The following is a 24,441-nucleotide window of genomic DNA, read 5'->3' as shown; positions in this document are numbered from 1 at the left end:
TGACGACCGTTCCGGCGATTAAACCGATAAATATAAACCGGAACAATTCCTTGAAAAAAATACCGGCTTTACGGAACAGCGAGACTGTCCGAAGCCCTGTTTTGTAACAAAGAATATAAAAATAATAGATATATTGGCCGTTTGGCCGGTTTTTCTTTGCTCTGAAATATTCGTATGATAAAAATTTCGGCTTTAAAGCGGAAGCCGCGTCATGTGGCAAAGGAATCACCTCGTTTCAGGAGCGATATACCAAGTCATTTTCCGTCCAATTTTTTAAAATATCGGCCATCGCAGCTGCCTCTTTTTTAGCTGCAATGAGATCGTGTTCCTTGTAATTTCCGCATTCGGCCTCGGCAGCACCGGGGATTTCCCCATCCCATTCGGAGACCGATTTTAACGCTTCGACCGTAACGCGGATGGCATCAGCGGGTTTTGCGCCCCGCAGCAATAAGTAAAAGCCCGTCCGGCAGCCCATCGGTCCGAAATAGATGACCTTGTCCTTCAAGCAGCCGTTTCGCAATACCGTCGCCATCAAATGTTCGATGGTGTGCAAAGCGGCATTTGAAAGCACCGCTTCACGGTTGGGACGGCGAAAACGAAGGTCGTAAGTTACGATATCGCCGTCTTTGCGGGAAGTGTAAATCCCCTGTGTGAGGTGATTGTGATTGACCGTGAAACTCGCAATCTTTTCCATTTAATTCGTTAAGTTACACAATCCGCTTGATCCATCCGAACGGATCGGAAATTCTGCCCCACTGGATATCGGTGAGTGTATCGTAGAGCTTTTGCGTCACCGAACCGATTTCGCCGTTGTTAATCGTGACTTTCATATCTCCGAAATCGAGCAGGCCGATTGGAGAAATGACCGCCGCAGTGCCGGAGCCGAACGCCTCGACGAGTTTGCCCGCTTTTGCGGCTTTTTCAAGCTCCGCAACCGAGAGCTGCCGCTCGTTGGCGGTATAGCCCCAATGGCGCAGCAGTTCGAGTACCGACATGCGGGTGATGCCGCCGAGGATGCTGTCGCCTTTTTCGGGTGTGACGATCTCATCGCCGATTTTAAAGAAGACGTTCATTGTGCCGACTTCTTCGATATATTTACGTTCTGCGCCGTCAAGCCAAAGCACCTGAGTATAGCCAAGCTGCCCTGCCTTGACCTGTGATTTGATCGAGGCGGCATAGTTCCCGCCGCATTTGGTGTAACCCGTTCCGCCTTTTGAGGCGCGGGTAAATTCGTGTTCAACATAGATGCTGACCGGTTTGACGCCCTCGGGGTAATAATTTCCGACCGGCGAGAGAATGATGATGAATTTATAAGTATGGGAGGGTTTGACGCCGACATAGGGGTCCGTCGCGAAGATAAACGGACGAATGTACAGAGAGGCAGCAGGTGCATGCGGAACCCAATCCTTCTCGATCGTGATCAGTTCCGTCATCCATTCCATAAAATTGTCTTCGTCGAGCTGCGGGATGCACAGGCGGTCGCAGGAACGGTTCATTCTGCGGATGTTTTCGATGGGGCGGAACAGTTGGATATGGTCGTCTGCCGTGCGATAGGCCTTGAGCCCTTCGAATACTTCCTGCGCGTAGTGAAGAACCATTGCCGCGGGACTGAGTTCGATCGGGCCGTAAGGCATGATTTTGGGATCGTACCAGCCCTTGCCTTCCTCGTATTCTACGACAAGCATATAATCCGTAAAAATCCTGCCGAATCCGAGTTTTGATTCGTCAGTCGGTTTTTCTTTCAAATGTGCCGCCGGAATAAAAAGAGGTTTCATGCAAGGTTTCAAGAAAAACATCCCCCAAATTAAAATATAACCGAGTATAACATATTCAAAAGGAAAATGCAAATGTGCCCTTGACTTTGATTTGTCTGTTGATATAATGATAATGACTTCGCAGAGGAGAGATTTGAGAACTGTATTTTTTTCAAACCACATTTGAAAGGATTACCAATCCATGACCAAACGTGAAATTTTCATCAAAGCGTTGAAACGGGAACCGATTACCGGGCTTGTCCCCCATTTTGAACTCGTGTTTTATCTGACAATGGAAGCTTTCGGCCGGGTTCATCCGTGCCATGTGTCGTTTTATCAATGGAACCAGATGAGCGACAAAGAACGTAACCTTCACATTGACAATATCGCGGATATGTACATCACCATCGCCGAACACTACAATCATTTTGCCATCTTCGTGCAGGGCGTCGACGGCTGCCCGGACGGGACACAGCGGGTACTTTCGCGTATCCGTGAAAAAAGCGGGGATAAATACTTTTTGATGATGCACGGTGACCCCACTTTTTCGATTCCGAACGGTACCGATATGCTCGATTTCTCCACTCAATTATACGAAAATGAGGCAGGGATGAAAGCCCTTGCCGCCCGGCGCGTCGAGGAGTATACCGAACAAATCGATAAATGCTTCAACACCGGTATTCTCGACGGTCTTGCGCTCTGCGCGGATTACTGTTTCAACGTCAATCCGTTCTTTTCGCCGGACATGTTTTCGGAATTTGTTACGCCTTATCTGGCGGAAATCACCAAGCGCTACCATGACCGCGGTTATTATGTCATCAAACATACCGACGGCAATATCATGCCGATTATCGATCAGATGGTTCAGTGCGGCCCCGACGCCCTGCATTCACTCGACCCGCAGGGCGGCGTTTCGCTGGCTGAAGTAAAACGTCTTTACGGAGACAAAGTGGCGCTGTGCGGAAACGTCAACTGTGCGCTGCTTCAAACGGGCACCGAAGAAGAATGCATCGCCGACATCCGCCGATCTTTGCATGACGGGATGGACGGTTACGGCTACATCTTCTGCACTTCAAACTGTGTCTACACCGGAATGCCGCTGGAGCGTTACGAATTGATGAACCGCATCTGGCGCGCCGAAGGAATTTACCGATAAATCGCTATATTGGAGGAAACAACATGGAAAAGAAACATCTGCATCTCATTTGCAATGCCCATATCGATCCCGTCTGGTTATGGAACCGCGAGGAGGGCATCGGTGCTGCCATTTCGACCTTCCGTACCGCCGTGCGCATCTGCAAACAATACGGAAACTTTATTTTTAACCATAATGAAGCGGTACTTTATAAATACATCGAAGAATACGACTCGGTTCTCTTCGGTGAGATTCAAACGCTGGTGAAAGAGGGCAAATGGAACCTGATGGGCGGCTGGTATCTCCAGCCCGACTGCAATATGCCCTGCGGAGAATCATTTGTGCGTCAAATTGAAATGGGCCAGAGATATTTCCGTGAAAAGTTCGGCATTGACCGCTTTGATACCGCAATCAACTTTGACCCGTTCGGGCACACCATCGGATTGGTTCAAATTATGGCCAAAGCCGGATATTCCAATTATATTGTCTGCCGTCCGGAACGGCTTGACGGTGCGGCCGAATCTTTCAATAATCGGGTCTTTGAGTGGAACGGCTTCTGCGGCAGTAAGATTTATGTCTTTAAAGGTCACCGCTATAATTCCTCAATGGGTAACGTGATGAAGACCGTCAACGAGTTCTCCGATATGCAAAAAGACAAAGCCGTCGTCTGCGCGCTCTGGGGCATCGGGGATCACGGCGGCGGACCGTCCGAAATCGATATGAAAGACCTTGATAAATTCATCTCCGAAAGCGATATAAAAGTCGTTCATTCGACGCCCGACAAGTTTTTTGAAGATTATAAAAAGACCTGCAAACCCGATTTTGCATTGAACAAATCGTTTCAGTCCTTTGCCATCGGCTGCTACACTTCCATGACAAGAGTCAAACAGACCAACCGTAAACTCGAAAACCAACTGCTCATCGCCGAAAAACTGAGTTCCGCTATGGTAGCCAACGGCCTGCTCGCGGATTATCCGAAAGAAAAGCTCTATTCGGCATGGGAGGATCTGATGTTCTGGCAGTTCCACGACTCGCTGCCCGGCTCGAGCATCCAACAGGTCGAAAACGACGTGCTTCAGGGCATGGGACACGGTCTTGAGATCGCAGCGAAAGCCAACATGAAGGCGTTTTTCGCCGGCTGCGGCGGTCAGACACCCCCGAAAGCCGGAGAGATGCCGGTGCTTGTCTGTAATCCCCTGCCCTATACGATTACCCGCGAAGTTGAGTGCGAATATATGAATATGGAATCCAACCGTGCGGGCGGCTACACCACGGGCATCGTCCACGACGAAAACGGAAATGCTTTGCCCTGCCAGAACGAAAAAGAGAGTTCCAATCTTCCGCTCGACTGGGCGAAGAAGGTTACTTTTACCGCAACGCTTCCCCCGATGAGCGTCTCACGGTTTAATATCGTGAACAAAGTGGTTTTCGGTGATTTCCGTATGCCGATGCAAGCCGAAAACGGGCTTTTCAGTTTTGACAACGGCACCCTCTCTGTCAAGATCAACACCGAGACCGGTTTGATGGACAGCTACTGTGTGAACGGCAAAGAATATTTAAAACCCGGTGCGGCAAAACTGTTGGTCATCGCCGACACTGTTGACCCGTGGGGGATGAAACAAACCGAATTCCGAAACGTCATCGGCGAATTCAAACCCGCTTCCAAAAAGCGCACCGCTGAGATCTGCGGCGTCACGCCGAAATCGCTTCCCTGCGTACGCGTAATTGAAAACGGCGAAGTCAGAACCGTGATCGAATCGGTTTTCACTTATAAAAACTCTGCGCTGTGTATGCGGTATTATCTGCCCAAGCAAGGCAAAAACGTCCGGATCAATCTGCGCGTGTTTTCGATGGACCGCAGCGTGATGCTCAAGTTCTCTCTTCCGACGATGATCGAAAATGGCGTCTATATCGGCAAAACGGCTTACGGACGCGATACGCTGAACGCCGACGGCACCGAGCGCGTCGCGCACGGCTGGGTCATGCTTTCCGACGGAAAAGATGCCTTCGGCGTGTTGAATACCGGCACCTACGGCTCCGACTGCAAAGACGGCGAGATCCGTATGAGCGTACTTCGCACTCCGGCTTATTCCGGACACCCCTGGGAGAACCGTGAAATTTTACCGACCGACCGCCTGACCCCGCGCATCGACATGGGAGAACGTCTTTACGACTATTATCTCATCGGCGGAGACGCCGGAGAAATTTCGGACGAAATCGACTTCCAATGCGCTCAGGTTCATCAGCCGCCGGTTCCGCTTTGCTATCTGCCGCCGGTGACCGGAAAACGTCCGAAAGCTCTGTGCGAGATCGAAAATCACGCACTGGAGCTGATCACGGTGCGCGTCGAGGACGACGGGAATTACCGCATCCGTCTGTTTAACGCCAGCCCACGCCCCTTGAAAACCACCGCCAAATTCCCGGTCTGGGGCACGGAGTATGCCGTCGACGCCCAGCCGTTTGAGATCATCACGCTCAAAGCCGACAAGAAGGGCAAAATCACCGTCGCAAAGATGATCGGGTAAACTTATTTTTTCAATAAATATCAGCAGCCCAGACCGATTTCCGGTTTGGGCTGTTTGGTTATTTTATTTGTTCCCCCGTAAATTGCACATGTTTTTATGTTGGATAAAACTGTTACAATTTTGAGATAAATTTGTAAACCCAATACTTTACAATTAGAGAAGGTAATGTTAAAATTATGCAATAAAAGAAAGTAGGTGTTATCTTGAAAAAAATCGTTGTACTAACATTGATTTTATTTCTGATAGTCTTAATTCTTGCTTGCTCCTCCGGTATATATAGCGGTTCGCCCAAAAGAGGCACCGTTGCTGATGGTGTTTATACAAACGATTATTTTAAACTGTCTTTCACCATTCCCGAGAAATGGGGCGTTTACTCAGATGAGGAAGTATACAAAAACTTTAACATCTCACTTCCCACCGATGAAGATCTCACAAATTCGAAAACCGGGTTTACTGATGTTTGTTTTTATAAAACCGTTGATCAAAAGAACAGAATAAGCATCACATATTCTTATGAGACAGAAGGAAATATTACCGATGAGCAAATTAAAAACCGGCTTTCTGCAAAAACTTCCGAAGTTACATTCAGAGATATAGAATATATTAAAATCGGAGATGCCGATTATGCGATGATATCCGGGCTCTCATCCGACGGTACACTTTCCTATTATTATTTGTGGGATCTGGAGGTCTGCGGTAATCTTCGCCCGACAATCAGCATTCATCTTGACAGCGGTGATTCGATCAACGATATTTTGAAGAATTTCACACAAGCAATTGATTAAAAAAAATCATTTTATCTCTTGCCCTAAAATTCTTTTTCGAGTAAAGATGGTCGGATAGCGCAAATTCGGTCTTGACATCAACCCAACGGAATGTTATAATAAACCCCGCTCGTCACAAGAGATTTTTGTGGCAGCGGGGTTTTTGCGGGTGTTATTCAATGGTAGAATTCCAGCCCTCCAAGCTGGCTGCGTGGGTTCGATTCCCATCACCCGCTCCAAATATCGCTTATGCGGCGATATTTCTTTTCCAATATACCTTTAAAAATGAATGCGCCAATAGCTCATCAGGATAGAGCAACTGCCTTCTAAGCAGTAGGTTGAGGGTTCGAGTCCCCCTTGGCGTGCCAACGTGGTGGGTATAGCTCAGCTGGTTAGAGCGCCAGATTGTGGCTCTGGAGGCCGTGGGTTCGAATCTCACTATCCACCCCAAAAAATAGTGTTTTGGTATTTACCAGAACGCTATTTTTTTATAGGGGGCTCTGCCCCCTCTTGATGTCGGTTTTCTCCGCTTCGCTCTAAAAACCTCCTGTCACCCCCGAAGGGGAAAGCGGTCGATAGCATTCGCCCGACCTCTCTAACGGTGATTTCACTCAAACCGGTATTAAGAAACATTCTATTTTGAATCATTACGAATTTGAATGGTCAAAACTTCATCTATTGTTTCAATAATAATTAACTCAGCGCAACGTCGAGGATCATCATCAGCGTAAAACCGAGCGCGACGCCGATGGTGCCGATGTTGCTGTGCTCTCCGTTTTGGCACTCCGGGATGAGCTCCTCGACAACGACATAGATCATCGCACCGGCGGCGAATGCGAGGATATACGGCAGAATCGGTGTGATCAGCGAAGTTAACAGTATCGTCAGCGCTGCGCCGATCGGCTCGACTACGCCCGATAAAAAACCGTAAGTAAAAGCACGGCGCCTGGTGATTCCGGATCCGACAAGCGGCAATGAGACGATTGTACCCTCGGGAAAATTTTGAATCGCTATGCCGACGGCAAGCGCAAGAGCTCCGGCGAACGTGATGGAACTGTTTTTGTTTAAAAATCCTGCAAACACGACACCGGCGGCCATTCCCTCGGGAATATTGTGGAGCGTTACCGCGAAAATCAGCATCGAGGACTTTTTGACGCAGGAAACGCTTCTGCCCTCAGGTTCGTCCGAATTGACGTGCTGATGCGGAATCAGTGAGTCCAGCGTCAGCAAAAACCCGATTCCGAGCAAAAATCCGACAGCAGCCGGAAGCCAGGAAATCCCCCCGCTCTTTCCGGCCATGTTGATTGACGGAATTAAAAGCGACCAAACCGACGCCGCAATCATCACGCCCGAGGCAAATCCGAGCATCGCTTTCTGCAGCCACGGCTTCATCTGCTTTTTTATAAAAAAGACCGTGGCCGCGCCGAGCGTTGTCCCGGCAAACGGAATCAAAAGGCCGAATAAAACTTTGACGATATTGTTCATCTCATAATGCTCCGTTTTTAATATTTCTCTGCTTATAAAGTCAAAAGGGTTATTCTCATTTACTGCATACCGAACCCTAATGATTGTACACGAATATAGTACACGATTGGATTAAAATAATCAAGCCGGATTTTTTTCAGAGAAATTTACACGCTTTTGTGATATAATAATATTATCGGAATTATCGGAAGAAACGGAGGCAGTCATATGTTTACCTGGTTCATCGATAATCTTGCAAAAGTTTTGATTTGTTTGGCGTTGGCAGCTGCGATTACCGGGATCATTATCGTAATGATACGGAATCAAAAAAAGGGAAAGTCCTCCTGCGGCTGCGGTTGTTCCGGCTGTGCGATGACGGGAAGCTGTGATCTTTTAAAAGATAACAAAACGACGAACAATAATAATCTTAAATGATTGATAAAACAAGAATTTCCAAAAATCCGAAAACCGGTATTGCATTTTTCTTTCACCGGTGATATACTATATGATATCAGCTTCGACGGAGATGTGACCGTTGTCCGACGAATCAGAGAGAGCTGCGTTTGCTGCGAGCGGCTTTTCGCAAGACGGTACGACCACTCCCGAGCTTCCGCCCGAACTCAATGAATAGGCGCGGACGTCTCTTCGCGTTAAGAAGCCCCAATGAAGGATCAATAGGAATTCGCTAAACGAATTCCTCTGAAGAATTTTTCTTCCGAAAAATTCTTCCCGAATTTATCAGTTCGGTTTGATGAACAAGGGTGGAACCGTGGGAATTCTCTCACCCCTTGCAGGAATTTACCTGCGTGGGGTGTTTTTATTTTTTTAATAAACTCTTTCAAACTCAGAAAGGATTGATGAACATGAACATCACACTGAAAGACGGAAAAGTCGTCAAATTTGATGCGCCCCTCTCCGTTTACGACGCGGCAAAGTCGGTTTCCGAAGAACTGGTGCGCGGTGCGCTGGCGGCATTGGTCGACGGCAAACGGGTTGATTTGACCCATGTGCTCGACCGGGATTGTAAGTTGCAGATTTTGACCTGGGACGATGCGGACGGCAAATGGACTTTCCGCCACACCGCTTCGCACATTTTAGCACAGGCGGTCAAACGCCTGTACCCGCAGGCTAAACTCGCCATCGGCCCGGCTATCGAAGACGGATTTTATTATGATTTTGACATCGACGTCCCATTTACATCCGAAATTCTCGAAAAGATTGAAGATGAAATGAAGAAAATCGTCAAGGCCAACTACAAGCTCGAGCGTTTTTCAATGCCGCGCGACAAAGCAATCGTCTATTTCCATGAAAAGAACGAGCCTTACAAGGTTGAACTGATTGAAGATCTTCCCGAAGGCGAGGAGATCAGCTTATACAAACAGGACGACTTCACAGACCTCTGTGCAGGCAGTCATCTGTTTGCCACGGGTTTGGTTAAAGCGTTTAAATTGACTTCTTCGACAGGCGCTTACTGGCGCGGCGACTCAAAAAACAAGATGCTGCAGCGCATTTACGGCACGGCGTTCCCAAAAGCCGCCGACCTCGAGCAATATCTTGCGATGCTCGAAGAAGCCAAAAAGCGCGATCATATCAAGCTCGGGCGCGAACTGGAGCTGTTCACCACCTCCGAACTGATCGGACAGGGGCTTCCCATCATGCTCCCGAAGGGCGCGAAAATTCTCCAGCTGCTGCAGCGGTTTGTCGAAGATGAAGAAGCAAGACGCGGCTGGCAGCTGACCAAAACTCCGTTCATGGCAAAGAGTGATTTATATAAACTCTCCGGACACTGGGATCACTACCGCGACGGAATGTTTGTTTTGGGCGACGAGGAAAAAGATAAAGAAGTCTTTGCGCTCAGACCGATGACATGCCCGTTCCAGTATCAGGCCTATCTCAACCGCGCACGTTCCTATCGCGATCTTCCGCTGCGCTATAACGAGACCTCGACATTGTTCCGCAACGAGGCCAGCGGCGAGATGCACGGTCTGATCCGCGTCCGCCAGTTCACGATTTCCGAAGGGCATCTGGTATGCCGCCCCGATCAGTTGGAAGACGAATTCCGCGGTTGTCTGGAGCTTGCTTTGTTTATGCTCAAGACACTCGGTTTGTATGAAGACGTCTCATACCGGTTCTCACAGTGGGATCCCGCCGATACCGATAAATATATCGGTACACCCGAACAATGGGATGAAGCGCAGAGCACAATGCAGAAAATCCTCGATCATCTGCAGATTCCTTATAAGATCGGCGTCGGCGAAGCCGCTTTCTACGGACCGAAATTAGATATCCAAATCAGAAATGTCTACGGTAAAGAAGATACACTCATTACCATTCAGGTTGATCAGATGCTGGCGGTAAAATTTGGCATGGAATATACCGACGCCGACGGCAGCAAGAAAAACCCCTATATCATCCACCGCACCTCAATCGGCTGCTACGAACGCACACTTGCGCTGTTGATCGAAAAGTATGCCGGCGCGTTCCCGCTATGGCTGTCGCCGGTACAGGCGAAAGTATTGCCGATTTCCGACAAGACACTCGACGGCGCACAAAAAGTTAACGACAAATTGGTCGCCGCCGGACTGCGCTGCGAACTCGACACCCGCAACGAGAAAATCGGCTACAAGATCCGTGAGGCACAGCTGCAAAAGATACCGTATATGCTGGTGGTGGGTGAAAAAGAGCTCGAGGAAGGTACGGTCTCGGTTCGTAAACGCGGCGAGGGCGATATCGGTTCAATGCCGATTGACGATTTTATCGCATTGGCACAAAAAGACATCGCCTCTAAAGTAATTTGGTAAAACAAAGATATAACAACGGAGGAACGGCACGAAAGGAAGGAAAAAGATGCTTTATAAATTTACAAAAATGCACGGAATCGGCAACGACTATATCTATATCAACTGCTTTGAACAAAAGGTCGAAAACCCCTCAAAGCTGGCGATTGAATTGTCCCCGCGCAGTTTCTCGGTCGGCTCGGACGGTGTGATTTTGATTTGTCCGTCCGACATTGCCGACGCCAAGATGCGCATTTTCAACGCCGACGGCTCCGAGGGTAAGATGTGCGGCAACGGTATCCGCTGCGTAGGTAAATACATCTACGACACCGGTATTGCCAAAAAACCGGTCGTCAAGATCGATACTCTCTCCGGTGTGAAGACACTGCAGCTTCAAATTGAAGACGGCATCTGCGTCGGGGCGACGGTCGATATGGGCAAAGCTATTTTGGAATGCGCCAAAATCCCTGTACGACTTCCGATGGAAACGGCCATCGCCGTCCCCCAGACTTTTCGCGGTATTCAATATCTGATCACCTGCGTCAGCATGGGCAACCCCCACTGCGTGGTGTTCCGTGACGAGATCAACTCGATTGATCTGGAACATACGGGCCGGATTTTCGAAACCTGCCATCTGTTCCCCGACAGCGTGAACACCGAATTTGTCAAACCGATTGGCAAGAACGAGATCGCCATGCGGGTCTGGGAACGCGGCAGCGGCGAAACACTGGCCTGCGGCACCGGCGCTTGCGCGGCGGCGGTCGCGGCGGTGTTGAACGGCATCTGCGAAAAAGGCAAAGATATCACCGTACATCTGCGCGGCGGCGATCTGACCATCAACTATACCGACGAACGCGTTTTAATGACCGGCCCCGCCGTAAAAGTGTTTGACGGCACTGTGGAAGCAGATTAAAAACAATAAACATAGGAGACCGACATGAAGCTCAACAACAATTTCGACAACATCCCAGAAAGTTATCTCTTTGCGACCATCGGCAAAAAAGTCAACGAATATAAAAAGGCCAACCCGAAAGCGGATGTCATCCGGCTCGGAATCGGCGATGTCACCCTGCCCCTCTGTGAGGCGGTGGTTACCGATATGTCCAAAGCCGTCCGTGAGATGGGCACGCCCGAGGGCTTTCGCGGCTACGGCCCCGAGACCAACTGCTACAGCTATGACTTTTTGACCGAAGCGTTAAAAAAATATTACGCCAAAAAGAATGTCTCGCTCGAGGACAATGAGATTTTTGTCAGCGACGGCGCAAAGAGCGACCTCGGCAGCATCATGGATCTGCTCGACACCGACAACACGATTTTGCTTCCCGATCCGGTCTATCCGGCTTATCTCGACGTCAACGTCATTGCAGGACATAAGGTGATCTTTTCAAACGCCAACTACGAAAACGGCTTTGTGCCGATGCCCGACAAAAATGTCAAAGCCGATGTGATCTACATCTGCTCGCCGAATAACCCAACCGGTGCGGTTTACGGGTTCGACGCACTCAAAGCGTGGGTCGATTATGCGCTGGCACAAAAGGCACTGATCATCTTTGACGCGGCCTATGAGGCGTTTGTCGATGACCCCGCTCTGCCGACCTCGATTTATCAGATCGAGGGTGCAAAGAAGTGCGCCCTCGAAATCTGCTCGCTTTCCAAAACAGCCGGCTTCACCGGCACCCGTTGCGGCTACACCATCGTACCGAACGAGCTCGTCTTTGACGGTGTTTCGGTCAACAAGCGCTGGCAGCGCCGCCAGACCACCAAATACAACGGCACCAGCTATATCATCCAGCGCGGCGCGGCTGCGGTCTTCTCCGACGCCGGTTTCCGCCAGACCCGCGAACAGATTGCCTATTATAAAAATAACGCTGCCGTGATCGGCGCGGCACTCGACGAACTCGGCATCTGGTACTGCGGCGGCAAGAATTCGCCGTATATCTGGCTCAAATGCCCGAACAACATGAAGTCGTGGGACTTTTTCGACTTGCTGCTGCAAAAGGCGCAGGTGGTCGGAACACCCGGCGCGGGATTCGGCAAAAACGGTGAGGGCTTTTTCCGCCTGACCGCCTTCGGCAATGCCGAACGCACCAGAGAAGCCGTAGAACGGCTGAAGAAGATTTTAAAGTAAACTAAGTTTAAACAAAACGGTATCGCAAAAACGATACCGTTTTTTTAATATGATAGGGCGAGCTGACCACAGCCCGTGTCTCTGTAGGGAAAGGTCTTGACCTTTCCGTCGGACCGCAGTCCGATGAGGGCAGAATCGCCCGCCAAAAGCATCCGCATTGATGTGTCACATTGATGATATTCAAGTTAAATTAACGAACATAAAGGCGACCACAAGGGGGTACCCTCGTTGTAAGGGTCGGAATCCCTGTTCTCGTTCTTGTCGCACGGTTTTCCCCATTCACACAGATTTCCGTGCAAATTTATAACCTGGCAGGTTGTGGACAACCTGTGAAAGTGTTATAAATGATGCAATGACATGGTGTTATTTATTTTATATCATCAAAACAATAAATTAGTGCGAACACCTTTCGCTCGCTCGGAAAGGTCAAGACCTTTCCCTACAGGGACGCGACGGGATGTGGGCATCCCGCCCTACATTATTTTGTATTGATAATTTAATGTATATATGTTATACTATTCCTACATTTCATACTTGTAGGAGATGTTAGAATGGATAATGGAACAAATACACCGAGCGGTGCCCCCAAGGGCAAATATGTCTTTGGGACCGTCAAGGTCGGCGAAAAAGGGCAGATTGTCATCCCCAAAGAGGCCCGTGATGTCTTTCACATCAAGCCGGGCGATATGTTATTGCTGCTCGGAGACGAAGATCAAGGTATCGCGATTGTCAAAAGCGACATTTTACACGACGCATTACATGAATTCTCAAAACAGATCAAAAACGCGCGAGAGATCACGGAGGAATGAGCGATGGCTGCGATTCAGACAACCGGACTGACCAAGAAATTTAAAGATAAAACCGCTGTTAACAATCTCAACTTATCGATTGAAAACGGCGAGTTGTTTGCGCTGCTCGGAGTGAACGGTGCGGGCAAAACCACGACCATCAAAATGCTCTCGGGGCTTTGCAGACCGACTTCCGGCGATGCCGAAATGCTCGGCGACAGCATTGTCAAAGCCGCGCATAAGGTCAAGGAGAACACCAACGTCTCCCCACAGGAGACTGCGATTGCCCGCAACCTGACCGTGCGCGAAAACCTGGAACTGATCGCGGGGATTTACGGCGCGGACAAAAAGGCCGCCAAGGAAAAAGCCGCCCGGATGATCGAGACCTTTATACTTGCGGAAGTCGCGGACAAAAAAGCGAAAATTCTATCGGGCGGCATGCAGCGGCGGCTGAGCATTGCGATGGCGTTGATCTCCGATCCGAAAATCCTGTTTTTAGACGAACCGACGCTCGGGCTGGATGTACTTGCGCGACGCGAACTGTGGAAAGCCATCAGCGCGTTAAAGGGTAAGGTCACGATGATTCTGACGACCCACTACATGGAAGAAGCCGAGGCGCTTTCCGACCGAATCGGGATTATGGCGGACGGACATTTGAAAGCTATCGGAACCGCCAAAGAACTGATTGCAAAAACCGGCGCGAAGAATTTCGAAGACGCCTTTATCGCACTGGCAACCGACACGAAAGGAGCGGCTTTATGAGAATGCTTTGGTTTGCGTCCCGCAACCGCAAAGAAATGCTGCGTGACCCGCTCAATCTCGCGTTCGGCCTCGGTTTCCCGGTTGCGGTCATGCTGCTGCTCTCGACGATTCAAGCTAATATTCCGATCCCGATGTTCGAAATCGACCAGCTTACACCGGGCATCGCAGTGTTCGGGCTGTCGTTTGTATCGCTGTTCTCGGCGACATTAATCTCCAAAGACCGCACGGGTTCGTTTTTGCTTCGGTTGTTCACCTCGCCGATGACGTCCTCGGACTTCATCTTGGGGTACATACTCCCGATTTTTCCGATGGCACTCGCTCAAATCGCCGTCTGCTTTGCGGTGGCTATCGCGCTCGGTTTGACGGTGACGGTAAACATCCTGCTCTCGATTGCGGTGCAGATTCCGACAGCGGTTTTATTCATCGGCATCGGGCTGTTGTGCGGCAGCGTATTCAACGACAAGCAAGTCGGCGGCATCTGCGGCGCACTGCTCACCAACCTCAGCGCATGGCTGTCCGGCACCTGGTTCGACCTCAATCTTGTTGGCGGCGCGTTCAAAACCATCGCCTATGCCCTGCCCTTTGCGCACGCGGTCAACGCCGGAAGAAGCGCGCTCTCGGGCAATTACGCGGCCATCATGCCCGACTTGTGGTGGGTGATCGGCTACGCGGCGGTAGTCTTGGGAATTGCGATTTTCGTCTTCAGCAAAAAGATGAAAAGCGACAAGGTGTAAATATTTATCAACCACAGTTTAAAGTGAGCAGTGACAACAAATAGCGTTGTCACTGCTCAATTTTCATTGCTGACTGTTAACTATTCAGATAACTGGTTCAGATACTCGAACGCCGTGGCGGCGACTTGTTTTAAACAGCCGTCGGTGAACGGGTCCGTCATATCGGCGACCTTGCAGAGTTCGGTGAAGGTCTTTTTGCCGGTGCAGTCGACGAGCTTGTTGTAACGCTCCCAGGCGTTTTTGCGGTCTTTACGGCTCTGTGCCCAGAATGCCAATGCGACGCTCTGCGCCAGGCAGTAATCGATATAATAAAACGCGACTTCATAGATGTGCGACTGGCGCTGCCAACCCCTGCCCTGCGAATAACACGGCACAGTCTCAAAATCGATATAGGGGCGATACTGCTTTTCGAGCTTCATCCATTCCTTGTGGCGCTGCGCCGGGGTCAGGTTCGGGTTTTCGTACATGATGTGCTGAAAGTGGTCAACCATTGTGCCGTAGGGGATGAATGTGACCGCGTCCTCGAGGTGCGCGAGCCGCGCACGTTCGGCGTCTTTTCCGTAAAACTTCTCGAGCCACGGCCACGCGAAAAACTCCATCGACATCGAGTGGATTTCGCAGGCATCGAGCGAAGGCCCGGCGGTCTCGTAAATCTCGTCGTCTCCGGCGACGTAAAACGCGTAGGCGTGTCCCGCTTCATGGGTCAGCGTGCCGACATCACCCTGTGTGTCGTTGAAATTGGCGAAGATGAACGGGGATTTGTAATTTGCAAAGAAAGTGCAGAAGCCGCCTCCGCATTTTTTAGGCTTGGTCACCAGATCCATCAAGCCGTTATCGATCATGAAATCGATGAAAACGCCGGTGCGCTCCGACATCTCGTGATACATTTTCACGGCCTCGGCGACCAGTTCATCAGCGGTGCCGTCGGGTTTTGGGTTGCCCTCTTTGAACGTATAAAGCAGATCATACAGCGACAGTTTGTCAAGTCCGATGCGCTTTGCCTGCATTTCGCGCAGGCGGTTTGCGACCGGAACCAGATCGTCGAGTACCTGTTTGCGAAACCGAGTGACCATTTCGGGTGTGTAGCAGTTGCGCTGCATGCGCATATAACCGACCGGAATAAAATTTTTGTAACCGAGCTTCTTGCCGATCTCGGTGCGCACTTTGACGAGTTTATCGTAAATTTCGTCAAACTCTTTTTCGTGGGACATAAAGAAGTTTCCGTCGGCTTCGTAAGCGGCTTTGCGTACAGCGCGGTCGGCGTTTTCTTTATACGGTCCCAATTGCGCCAAATTCAACGTCTTGCCGTCGAAATCGATCTTGGCGCTCGCAATGAGCTTGTCGTATTCGCTGACGAGTTTGTTTTCTTCCTGCAGCAGGTCAATGATGGCCGGAGAAAAGCACTTGACCGAGAGTTCGGCATTGATAAACAGCAGCTTGCCGAATCGTTTTTCACAGTCGGGGCGGAATTTGCTGTCGAGCAGTGCCTTAATAAACGGCTGCATTTTCTCTTCAAACAACGGCCCCGCCTGATCCAAAAAGTCGTTTTCCTCATCATAAAATTTATCTTCGGTGTCGATGGAGTGGCGGACATTCACCAACGCCTGCGCAGTCGAAAAATCCATCAGAACTTTTTCGTGTTCCATAATTGCGTCGAACACATCTTGCGCGATTTCGGCATTTTTGACCTGCGCGATCAGTTTTTCATATATTGCACCGACTTTTTCGGGGTTGGGCCGGACATACTGCATTTCGGAAAACTTCATCTGCTCAAATCCTTTGCTTTTATTATCACTATTTTACCATAATTAGCTTTTCTGTCAAGCTTATAACTATATACCCACAGTCAATAAAATTTAACAGTGTAATATACAATAAAACCAGATGAATATTATTCTCTTGATTGATCGGTTTGTTTTACCGACGCCAGCGATATCATCGGTAAAGTTAACAGAATAAAAATTGATAAAAATAACGTACCGAATACATAAAGAGAAATGCCCGAGAAAATTCGTGTCGGCAGCAAAAGTATGGTGATTAAATTTACCCTTCCCGAAGCAGTGCGCCATAATTTCATATACTCGTTAGCTTTTTCAAACAGGCGTTCATAAGCAAACTTCGCTGTATCTCCGAAATAAAAAAGATGAATTTTCTTCTTCAGAGAATATACCGCTCTTTTAAACGGAACGACGAACGCCCAAATTGAATAAATCACACCGATGCACACCGCAGCAGCAGAGAGCGAAAATCCGATGAACGCCCATACCTGTGCACCGACTGCGCTTACACCTGTGAATAAAAAATAAAACAGGATATAGAGAACTGCGAGAATCGGGATTGAGGCCATGGCTCTCATCATCGCTTTCGCCAATAAAACAATAAATCGCATGATATACTCACCTTCCTGATGGCGATATCATTGTATCACTCGGCTGCAGGATTGTAAATCCCTGTAAGAAGTCAAACAGATAATGAGATATCGATATATAACGTATTGACTAAAATTGAAAACATGTTATAGTAAACAGTATACAGATTGGAGTGATTTTTGTGACCGAAAAGGAGATATCCGTCACTACCTTAAGAAGATTGCCGGTTTATCTGCATTATTTAAACTCAATCAAAGGCGACCGAAAGAATATCTCCTCCGTTACCATTGCCGCAGCGTTCGGGCTCAACGAGGTCCAGGTGCGCAAAGACCTGGGTGCCGTGAGCGGTTCCGGACGGCCCAAAACCGGATACGACGTGGAACAGCTCATCGGACAGATTGAGCAATGTCTGGGGTACGGCAGCGAGACCAAAACCATTTTAGTCGGCGCAGGCAATCTCGGAAAAGCGCTTCTTTCTTATCACGGCTTCTCGGATTACGGTTTAGATATCATCGCAGCTTTTGATCTGTGTGAAGCTGTGGTAGGAACGATAATCAACGGAAAACCCGTACTCCCGCTTCAGGATGTTGAGGTCGTTTGTCAAAACAAAAATATCAAACTGGGCATCATCACCACACCTGTAAAGGTAGCGCAAGAGATTTGTGACCGCCTGATTGCTTGTGGGATTAAAGCAATTTGGAATTTTGCGCCCACCATTCTTCGAGTTCCCGATAATGTATTGATCGAAAACGAAAATCTAGCTTCGTCGCTCGCAATCCTCTCCAAGCATCTGCGGGAGGATTATCCGGAGGACTGCGAATGAACCTGCTGCATTTGAAATATGCCGTCGAAATCGCCGAGACCAACTCCATGACCAAAGCCGCCGAGCGGCTTTATACCTCCCAACCGAACTTGAGCCGGGCGATCCGAGAACTCGAGGATACTCTCGGCGTCACCCTGTTTAAGCGCACGCCGAAAGGCATCTACCCGACGCCGGAGGGCGACGAGTTTTTAGGGTATGCGAGAAAAGTACTCACACAGGTGGACGAGATCGAATCCATGTACCAAAAAGGCGATAAACCCGCGCGGCAGTTTTCCATCTCGGTTCCGAGAGCCAGTTATATCTGTTGCGCTTTTACCGAGTTTATTAAAAAGCTGGACAGGACTTCGAGCGCAGAGTTGACTTTCCGCGAGACGAGCGCCCAGCGCGCCATCAGCAATATGCTGAACGCGGATTATAAACTCGGCATCGTACGGTATCAGTCGATTTATGAAAAGAATTATAAAGAGATGTTTCGGGAAAAGGAACTCGCCTTTGAAGTCATTTATGAGTTCACCCCGGTGCTTTTAATGTCAGCGAAGCATCCGCTTGCCGAAAAGAATGAACTTTCGATCCGCGACCTGACCCCGTTTGTCGAACTGGGGCACGCTGACCCCTATGTGCCGTCGCTGTCGATGAGCACCGTCCGCAAAAACGAAGCAATCGGCGCGGCCGACGGCAAGGCCGATAAACATATCTATCTGTTCGAGCGCGGCAGCCAGATGGATTTGCTTTCAGAAGTCTCCGATACTTACATATGGGGCTCCCCTGTTCCGAAGCGTATGCTTGAACGCTATTTGCTTGTGCAGCGCACCTGCGCCGAAAACGACCGGAAATACCGCGATGTTTTGATTTACAAGCAGGACTATCGCCTCTCCCCCATCGACAAGGCCTTTTTAGATGAATTGACAAAAATTAAACGATCTTTGTTTTAGTTTTATTAGATATTGTCATATCGATATTGTTATATCGATATTCAACTTAAGCATTTCACAAACCCGATTCCCGATGTTATGATTAAGCCATAAACATCAGGAGGGGTTCGTATGAAGGCAATCACTTATCCGATCATCGACAGCGTAGAGAAACTGGAACAGCGTCTGGCTGAAGTGCGTGCGGCACAAAAACGCTTTGCACTTTATTCTCAAGAACAGGTCGACCGGATTTTTCTCGCTGCGGCTTTGGCGGCAAACAAGGCGCGCATTCCGCTGGCAAAGCTGGCTGTTGAAGAAACTGGGATGGGCATCGCAGAAGACAAAGTCATCAAGAATAATTACGCGTCCGAATATATCTACAACGCTTATAAAAACACAAAAACCTGCGGTGTCATTGAAGAGGACGCCGCTTTCGGCATGAAAAAAATCGCCGAGCCGATCGGTGTCATCGCCGCGGTCATCCCGACGACAAATCCGACTTCCACCGCGATCTTCAAGGCACTGATCGCTTTGAAAACCCGCAACGGGATCATTTTCAGCCCACACCCGAGAGCTAAAAAGTCCACCATTGAAGCGGCCCGCATTGTCCTTGAAGCAGCCGTGGAAGCCGGAGCGCCCGAAAACATCATCGCATGGATTGACGCACCGAGTTTGGACATGACCAACCTCGTGATGAAAGAGGCCGATATTATCCTCGCAACCGGCGGCCCCGGCATGGTCAAAGCCGCCTATTCTTCGGGCAAACCCGCACTCGGCGTCGGCCCGGGCAACACGCCCGCCGTTATCGACGATACCGGCGATCTCGTGCTGGCTGTAAACTCGATTATTCATTCCAAGACCTTCGACAACGGTATGATCTGCGCTTCCGAGCAATCGGTCATCGTCCTCGATAAAGTCTATACACAGGTCAAAAAGGAATTTGCCGACCGCGGTTGCTATTTTCTGAACAAAGAAGAGACCGAAAAAGTCCGCAAGGTCATTTTGATCAACGGTGCACTCAATGCGAAAATCGTTGGTCAGACCGCTTATAAAATTGCTGCTCTGGCGAATGTCGAAGTGCCCGAAAAGACCAAGATTTTAATCGGTGAAGTCGAGAGTGTGGACTTATCCGAAGAATTCGCACACGAAAAGCTGTCCCCCGTGCTGGCCATGTACCGCGCCAAGAATATCGACGATGCGTTTGACAAAGCCGATCACCTAATTGCGGACGGCGGCTACGGACACACTGCTTCGATTTATCTGAATGCCTTGACCGAAACCGAAAAACTCGCGCGTTTTTCCGAACGCATGAAAACCTGTCGCATTCTCGTCAACACTCCGTCGGCGCAAGGCGGTATCGGCGACTTGTACAATTTCAAACTCGCACCGTCGCTGACGCTGGGCTGCGGAAGCTGGGGCGGCAACTCCGTCTCGGAAAACGTGGGCGTCAAACATCTGCTCAACATCAAAACCGTCGCCGAGAGGAGAGAGAATATGCTCTGGTTCCGTACACCTGAAAAGGTCTATATCAAAAAAGGCTGCCTGCCCGTCGCACTCGACGAACTCGGCAATGTCCTACACAAGAAAAAGGCCTTTATTGTCACCGACAGTTTCTTATATTCCAACGGTTACACCAAACCCATCGAGAAAAAACTCGACGAGATGGGCCTGATGCACACGACGTTTTCCCATGTCGAACCCGATCCGACACTGGCTTGCGCCAAAGAGGGCGCGGCGCTGATGACCGCCTTTTCACCCGATGTGATCATCGCGGTTGGCGGCGGTTCGGCGATGGACGCAGCCAAGATCATGTGGGTGCTGTATGAACATCCCGAGGCAGACTTTATGGACATGGCCATGCGCTTTATGGACATCCGCAAGCGGGTTTATACCTTCCCGAGAATGGGTGAAAAAGCCTATTTTATCGCGGTTCCGACCTCTGCGGGTACCGGCTCCGAGGTCACGCCGTTTGCCGTGATCACCGACGAAAAGACCGGCGTCAAATATCCGCTTGCCGATTATGAGCTGATGCCCAAAATGGCAATTGTCGACGCGGACATGATGATGAACGCACCGCGCGGTCTGACCAGCGCCTCCGGCATCGACGCGGTATCGCATGCGCTCGAGGCCTTTGCCTCCATGCTGGCGACCGATTTCACCGACGGGCTCGCGCTCAAAGCGCTTGAGATGATTTTCGAATACCTGCCGCGTGCTTATGACAGCGCCTGCTCCGGCACACCCGACCCTGTGGCACGCGAGAAAATGGCCAATGCCGCAACCATGGCCGGTATGGCATTCGCCAACGCCTTCTTGGGCGTGATGCACTCGATGGCCCACAAGCTGGGTTCATTCCACCACATCCCGCACGGCGTCGCAAACGCGCTGATGATGGACGAAGTGTTGCGTTATAACGCGGTCGATGTCCCGGTTAAAATGGGCACGTTTTCGCAGTATGATCACCCGCACACCCTCGCACGCTATGCCAAAATCGCCGATTACCTGGGTATTAAGGGTAAGACCGATACCGACAAGCTGAACGGACTGATCGCAAAGATCGACGAATTGAAAGCCTATATCGGCATCAAACCGACGATCAAAGATTACGTTGCGAACGAAGATGACTTTTTGGCGCGGCTTGATGCAATGACCGAGCAGGCCTTTGACGACCAGTGCACCTCGGCCAACCCGCGTTACCCGCTGATGAGCGAGATCAAGCAGATGTATTTGAACGCCTTTTACGGTGAACATAAAGATATCTGAACAATTTAATTAATATAAGGAGGAACATGGGATGAGTATCAACGCCGACAAAATCATCGCCGTCAGGACGGGAAAAACCGTCTACCGGGACGGCGAAACCGTGCTCAAGGTATTCGATGCGGACTATTCGAAATCCGACATTCTCAACGAAGCACTGAATCAGGCGCGCATCGAGGAGACGGGTTTGAATGTGCCGAAAATCATCGAGGTTATGAAACTCGACGGCAAATGGGCGATCCGCTCCGAATTTATCGAGGGCAAGACGCTCCAGCAGCAGATGGACGAAAACCCGAAGGATTTCGACCGCTATTTGGATCTGTTCATCGACATCCAGACGGAGATCTTCTCCCACGAGGCCCCTCTGCTCAATAAACTCAAGGACAAAATGAATCGAAAAATCAGCGAAAGCACCTTGGACGCCACCACCCGCTATGAACTGCACACTCGTCTGGACGCAATGCCGACGCATAAAAAAATCTGCCACGGGGATTTTAATCCGTCCAACATCATCATCAAACCCGACGGCGCGCATTATATTCTCGACTGGTCACACGTCACACAGGGCAACGCATCCGCCGATGCTGCTCGCACTTATCTGTTGTTTTGGCTGGCTGGAGACATCGACGGCGCCGAGAAATATCTGAATCTGTTTTGCAAAAAGACCGATACTGCTCGGCAATATGTGCAGAAGTGGATGCCGATCGTGGCCGCGTCGCAGTCGGTCAAGGGCAGACCGCAGGAGCGCGAATTCCTGCTGCGGTGGGTCAACGTCGTGGATTATGAATAATAAAACGGAGGCTGTAATCATGAAAATCACCGTTTGCATCGGCAGTTCCTGCCATATCAAAGGTTCCCGCCAGGTGGTGGAACAACTTCAATATTTGATTGCGGAAAACAATCTCAAAGACCAGATTGATCTTGCGGGCACTTTCTGCATGGGCAAATGCCAAAGCGGCGTCAACGTCACGATCGACGAAGAGAGCTTTTCGGTCTCCCCTGAGACAACAAAAGCATTTTTCGAACAGGAAGTTATGAAAAGATTGAAGCTGAATAAATCATGACCGAATTTTTGAAATTTCAAAAATCAAACTGCAAAAACTGCTATAAATGCATCCGTAATTGTCCGGTCAAATCGATCCGATTTTCGGGCAATCAGGCCAACGTCATCGCCGATGAGTGCATTTTGTGCGGCCGTTGTTATGTCGTCTGCCCGCAAAACGCCAAAAAGGTGGCCGACGAAACCGAGATTGTGGGCGTGCTTTTAAAAGAGGACGCTCCGGTGATTGCCAGTATCGCACCCTCCTTCGCCGCCTATTACGAAGGCTGCGGGATTTCGGCACTGCAAAAAGCACTGAAGAAGCTCGGTTTCTTCGATGCTGAGGAAACCGCAATCGGCGCGACGATGGTCAAGCGCGAATATGAGAAACTGGCGCTCTCGGGTGAACGGGATATCATCATCACTTCCTGCTGCCACACAATCAACCTGCTCGTAGAAAAGTATTATCCGCAGCTCGCAGGAACTCTGGCGCCCGTCGTGACGCCGATGCAGGCACACTGCGCCGACATCAAGCGTCGGTATCCGAATGCCAAGACCGTATTTATCGGCCCCTGCCTTTCCAAAAAGGATGAAGCTGCCCTCAGCTCCGTCGACGCCGCACTCACCTTCGATGAACTCACGTTCATGTTGGAAAAGGCGGAAATTGAACTGGAACGCGGGGATGACCGGGACGGCAAAGGTTTGGCGCGGTTATTCCCGACCACAGGCGGCATCTTAAAGACACTGCTGAAAAAGAACTCCGCTTATACCTATCTCAGCATCGACGGCATTGAAAACTGCAAGAGCGTCTTGAATGACATCGCCGCCGGCAGTATTCATCATTGTTTTATTGAGATGTCTTCCTGCATCGGAAGCTGCATCGGCGGCCCGATCATGGAAAAATACCGCAATTCCCCGCTGCGTCACTATCAGGCAATCACAAAATATGCAGGCACAGAGGACTTTGACGTCGAACAGCCGGAAAGCTGTCTGCTGTCGGAAGAACACGCCTGCATTGAGGTGAAAAAGCTCTGCCCGAGTGAGGCCGAAATCAATGAAATCCTGAAAAAGATGGGGAAACTTTCACCAGACGACGAACTCAACTGCGGCACCTGCGGCTATGACACCTGCCGCGATAAAGCGATCGCCGTCTATCAGGGCAAGGCCGAAATCAACATGTGCCTGCCTTATCTGATGGAGAAATCTGAGCGGTTTTCCAACAACATTCTCGACAATACCCCCAACGGCATCATGGTCGTCAACGAGGCCTGCGAAATCCAGCAGATCAATCCCGCGGCCATGAGGATGCTGAATATCAATACCCGCTCCGATGTGCTCGGCGGTCCCGTGATTCGCGTGATGGATCCGTCGGTATTTATTGATACACTTAATAAAGGCAAACACGTTGTCAACAAACGCGATTACTACGCCGAGTTCGACCGTTATCTGGAACTCACCATCGTACCCGACAAAAAATCCGGAAATTTAATTTCAATTTTCCGGGATGTCACCGACGAGGAGAACGAACGCAGGAGCAAAGAAGCGCTCAGCCAACAGACGGTTGAAACGGCCGACCGGGTTGTGGACAAGCAGATGCGAATCGTTCAGGAAATTGCCTCGCTGCTGGGTGAAACGGCCGCCGAAACCAAAATCGCGCTGACCAAGCTGAAGGAGTCGATCTCGTATGCCGTCTTCTGCTTGAAAAAAAAAA

General features: G+C 49.9%; 21 protein-coding genes and 3 tRNA genes. 19 read left to right on the top strand and 5 right to left on the bottom strand.

Annotation, left to right across the window (positions count from 1 at the left end; genetic code table 11):
• Positions 1–235: 235 nt before the first annotated feature.
• Both PKH29_09190 and PKH29_09185 read right to left on the bottom strand, forming a co-directional pair.
• Complete coding sequence (locus tag PKH29_09190; GenBank protein ID HNX15011.1) at positions 236–694, bottom strand: S-ribosylhomocysteine lyase; 459 nt, start codon at positions 692–694, stop codon at positions 236–238.
• Positions 695–707: 13 nt separating this feature from the next.
• Positions 708–1,775, bottom strand: coding sequence for a branched-chain amino acid aminotransferase (locus PKH29_09185; GenBank protein ID HNX15010.1), 1,068 nt, complete (start codon positions 1,773–1,775; stop codon positions 708–710).
• A gap of 181 nt (positions 1,776–1,956) precedes the next feature.
• Between PKH29_09185 and PKH29_09180 the strand changes: the two genes are divergently transcribed.
• The 6 genes from PKH29_09180 (at position 1,957) to PKH29_09155 (ending at position 6,628) form a co-directional block, all read left to right on the top strand.
• On the top strand, positions 1,957–2,910 hold the full coding sequence (locus PKH29_09180; protein ID HNX15009.1) for a uroporphyrinogen decarboxylase family protein: 954 nt from the start codon (positions 1,957–1,959) through the stop codon (positions 2,908–2,910).
• Between the two features lie 23 nt (positions 2,911–2,933).
• Positions 2,934–5,414 carry a glycoside hydrolase family 38 C-terminal domain-containing protein gene (locus tag PKH29_09175; GenBank protein ID HNX15008.1) on the top strand — a complete coding sequence of 827 codons (2,481 nt, stop codon included), beginning with the start codon at positions 2,934–2,936 and terminating at the stop codon, positions 5,412–5,414.
• 203 nt (positions 5,415–5,617) lie between these two features.
• Complete coding sequence (locus tag PKH29_09170) at positions 5,618–6,199, top strand: hypothetical protein (GenBank protein ID HNX15007.1); 582 nt, start codon at positions 5,618–5,620, stop codon at positions 6,197–6,199.
• 144 nt (positions 6,200–6,343) lie between these two features.
• Positions 6,344–6,417, top strand: a tRNA-Gly gene (locus PKH29_09165).
• Positions 6,418–6,469: 52 nt separating this feature from the next.
• A tRNA-Arg gene (locus PKH29_09160) sits at positions 6,470–6,546 on the top strand.
• 5 nt (positions 6,547–6,551) lie between these two features.
• Positions 6,552–6,628: transfer RNA gene (locus PKH29_09155), tRNA-His, on the top strand.
• 243 nt (positions 6,629–6,871) lie between these two features.
• Here PKH29_09155 and PKH29_09150 read toward each other — a convergent pair.
• On the bottom strand, positions 6,872–7,663 hold the full coding sequence (locus PKH29_09150) for a ZIP family metal transporter (protein ID HNX15006.1): 792 nt from the start codon (positions 7,661–7,663) through the stop codon (positions 6,872–6,874).
• A 207-nt stretch (positions 7,664–7,870) separates the two neighbouring features.
• On the opposite strand from PKH29_09150, the gene PKH29_09145 reads away from it, so the two are divergent.
• From PKH29_09145 to PKH29_09115, 7 genes are all read left to right on the top strand, one after another.
• A complete protein-coding gene (locus PKH29_09145) occupies positions 7,871–8,077 on the top strand; it encodes a FeoB-associated Cys-rich membrane protein (protein HNX15005.1) in 207 nt (68 codons plus the stop codon).
• Between the two features lie 428 nt (positions 8,078–8,505).
• Positions 8,506–10,443 carry a threonine--tRNA ligase gene (thrS, locus tag PKH29_09140; GenBank protein HNX15004.1) on the top strand — a complete coding sequence of 646 codons (1,938 nt, stop codon included), beginning with the start codon at positions 8,506–8,508 and terminating at the stop codon, positions 10,441–10,443.
• A gap of 46 nt (positions 10,444–10,489) precedes the next feature.
• Complete coding sequence (dapF, locus tag PKH29_09135) at positions 10,490–11,332, top strand: diaminopimelate epimerase (protein HNX15003.1); 843 nt, start codon at positions 10,490–10,492, stop codon at positions 11,330–11,332.
• Between the two features lie 24 nt (positions 11,333–11,356).
• Positions 11,357–12,547: an LL-diaminopimelate aminotransferase gene (locus tag PKH29_09130; GenBank protein ID HNX15002.1), complete on the top strand. Its 1,191-nt coding sequence runs from the start codon at positions 11,357–11,359 to the stop codon at positions 12,545–12,547.
• 551 nt (positions 12,548–13,098) lie between these two features.
• Complete coding sequence (locus PKH29_09125) at positions 13,099–13,356, top strand: AbrB/MazE/SpoVT family DNA-binding domain-containing protein (protein HNX15001.1); 258 nt, start codon at positions 13,099–13,101, stop codon at positions 13,354–13,356.
• A gap of 3 nt (positions 13,357–13,359) precedes the next feature.
• A complete protein-coding gene (locus PKH29_09120; GenBank protein HNX15000.1) occupies positions 13,360–14,097 on the top strand; it encodes an ABC transporter A family member in 738 nt (245 codons plus the stop codon).
• Positions 14,094–14,831 carry an ABC transporter permease gene (locus PKH29_09115; GenBank protein HNX14999.1) on the top strand — a complete coding sequence of 246 codons (738 nt, stop codon included), beginning with the start codon at positions 14,094–14,096 and terminating at the stop codon, positions 14,829–14,831. Before PKH29_09120 ends, PKH29_09115 begins: the two co-directional genes overlap by 4 nt.
• An 80-nt stretch (positions 14,832–14,911) precedes the next feature.
• Here the strand turns inward: PKH29_09115 and PKH29_09110 are convergent, their stop codons facing one another.
• A complete protein-coding gene (locus PKH29_09110; protein HNX14998.1) occupies positions 14,912–16,597 on the bottom strand; it encodes a M3 family oligoendopeptidase in 1,686 nt (561 codons plus the stop codon).
• Positions 16,598–16,722: 125 nt separating this feature from the next.
• Positions 16,723–17,220: a hypothetical protein gene (locus PKH29_09105; GenBank protein HNX14997.1), complete on the bottom strand. Its 498-nt coding sequence runs from the start codon at positions 17,218–17,220 to the stop codon at positions 16,723–16,725.
• A gap of 161 nt (positions 17,221–17,381) precedes the next feature.
• Here PKH29_09105 and PKH29_09100 point away from each other — a divergent pair, with 161 nt between their 5' ends.
• From PKH29_09100 to PKH29_09075, 6 genes are all read left to right on the top strand, one after another.
• The gene (locus tag PKH29_09100) at positions 17,382–18,023 is read left to right on the top strand and encodes a redox-sensing transcriptional repressor Rex (protein ID HNX14996.1); all 642 of its coding nucleotides are present in this window, start codon (positions 17,382–17,384) and stop codon (positions 18,021–18,023) included.
• Positions 18,020–18,955 (top strand): LysR family transcriptional regulator, encoded by a 936-nt coding sequence (locus PKH29_09095; protein HNX14995.1) that lies wholly within the window; start codon positions 18,020–18,022, stop codon positions 18,953–18,955. Before PKH29_09100 ends, PKH29_09095 begins: the two co-directional genes overlap by 4 nt.
• A gap of 111 nt (positions 18,956–19,066) precedes the next feature.
• Positions 19,067–21,694, top strand: a complete 2,628-nt coding sequence (gene adhE, locus PKH29_09090) for a bifunctional acetaldehyde-CoA/alcohol dehydrogenase (protein HNX14994.1) — start codon at positions 19,067–19,069, stop codon at positions 21,692–21,694.
• A gap of 37 nt (positions 21,695–21,731) precedes the next feature.
• Positions 21,732–22,481, top strand: coding sequence for a phosphotransferase (locus tag PKH29_09085; GenBank protein HNX14993.1), 750 nt, complete (start codon positions 21,732–21,734; stop codon positions 22,479–22,481).
• A gap of 19 nt (positions 22,482–22,500) precedes the next feature.
• On the top strand, positions 22,501–22,755 hold the full coding sequence (locus PKH29_09080) for a (2Fe-2S) ferredoxin domain-containing protein (GenBank protein ID HNX14992.1): 255 nt from the start codon (positions 22,501–22,503) through the stop codon (positions 22,753–22,755).
• Positions 22,752–24,441: [Fe-Fe] hydrogenase large subunit C-terminal domain-containing protein (locus PKH29_09075; GenBank protein ID HNX14991.1), on the top strand; the 1,690-nt coding region annotated here is incomplete at its 3' end. The genes PKH29_09080 and PKH29_09075, both read left to right, overlap by 4 nt.

This window comes from Oscillospiraceae bacterium (assembly GCA_035353335.1).
GTDB lineage: Bacteria > Bacillota > Clostridia > Oscillospirales > JAKOTC01 > DAOPZJ01.
This window is presented reverse-complemented; position numbering and strand designations above follow the sequence as displayed.

Bases quoted from the DNA above. Each gene is read 5' to 3' on its own strand.
- PKH29_09190 (HNX15011.1), bottom strand. From the start codon at position 694: ATGGAAAAGATTGCGAGTTTCACGGTCAATCACAATCACCTCACACAG.
- PKH29_09185 (HNX15010.1), bottom strand. From the start codon at position 1,775: ATGAAACCTCTTTTTATTCCGGCGGCACATTTGAAAGAAAAACCGACT.
- PKH29_09180 (HNX15009.1), top strand. From the start codon at position 1,957: ATGACCAAACGTGAAATTTTCATCAAAGCGTTGAAACGGGAACCGATT.
- PKH29_09175 (HNX15008.1), top strand. From the start codon at position 2,934: ATGGAAAAGAAACATCTGCATCTCATTTGCAATGCCCATATCGATCCC.
- PKH29_09150 (HNX15006.1), bottom strand. From the start codon at position 7,663: ATGAACAATATCGTCAAAGTTTTATTCGGCCTTTTGATTCCGTTTGCC.
- PKH29_09145 (HNX15005.1), top strand. From the start codon at position 7,871: ATGTTTACCTGGTTCATCGATAATCTTGCAAAAGTTTTGATTTGTTTG.
- thrS (HNX15004.1), top strand. From the start codon at position 8,506: ATGAACATCACACTGAAAGACGGAAAAGTCGTCAAATTTGATGCGCCC.
- dapF (HNX15003.1), top strand. From the start codon at position 10,490: ATGCTTTATAAATTTACAAAAATGCACGGAATCGGCAACGACTATATC.
- PKH29_09130 (HNX15002.1), top strand. From the start codon at position 11,357: ATGAAGCTCAACAACAATTTCGACAACATCCCAGAAAGTTATCTCTTT.
- PKH29_09125 (HNX15001.1), top strand. From the start codon at position 13,099: ATGGATAATGGAACAAATACACCGAGCGGTGCCCCCAAGGGCAAATAT.
- PKH29_09120 (HNX15000.1), top strand. From the start codon at position 13,360: ATGGCTGCGATTCAGACAACCGGACTGACCAAGAAATTTAAAGATAAA.
- PKH29_09115 (HNX14999.1), top strand. From the start codon at position 14,094: ATGAGAATGCTTTGGTTTGCGTCCCGCAACCGCAAAGAAATGCTGCGT.
- PKH29_09110 (HNX14998.1), bottom strand. From the start codon at position 16,597: ATGAAGTTTTCCGAAATGCAGTATGTCCGGCCCAACCCCGAAAAAGTC.
- PKH29_09105 (HNX14997.1), bottom strand. From the start codon at position 17,220: ATGCGATTTATTGTTTTATTGGCGAAAGCGATGATGAGAGCCATGGCC.
- PKH29_09095 (HNX14995.1), top strand. From the start codon at position 18,020: ATGAACCTGCTGCATTTGAAATATGCCGTCGAAATCGCCGAGACCAAC.
- adhE (HNX14994.1), top strand. From the start codon at position 19,067: ATGAAGGCAATCACTTATCCGATCATCGACAGCGTAGAGAAACTGGAA.
- PKH29_09080 (HNX14992.1), top strand. From the start codon at position 22,501: ATGAAAATCACCGTTTGCATCGGCAGTTCCTGCCATATCAAAGGTTCC.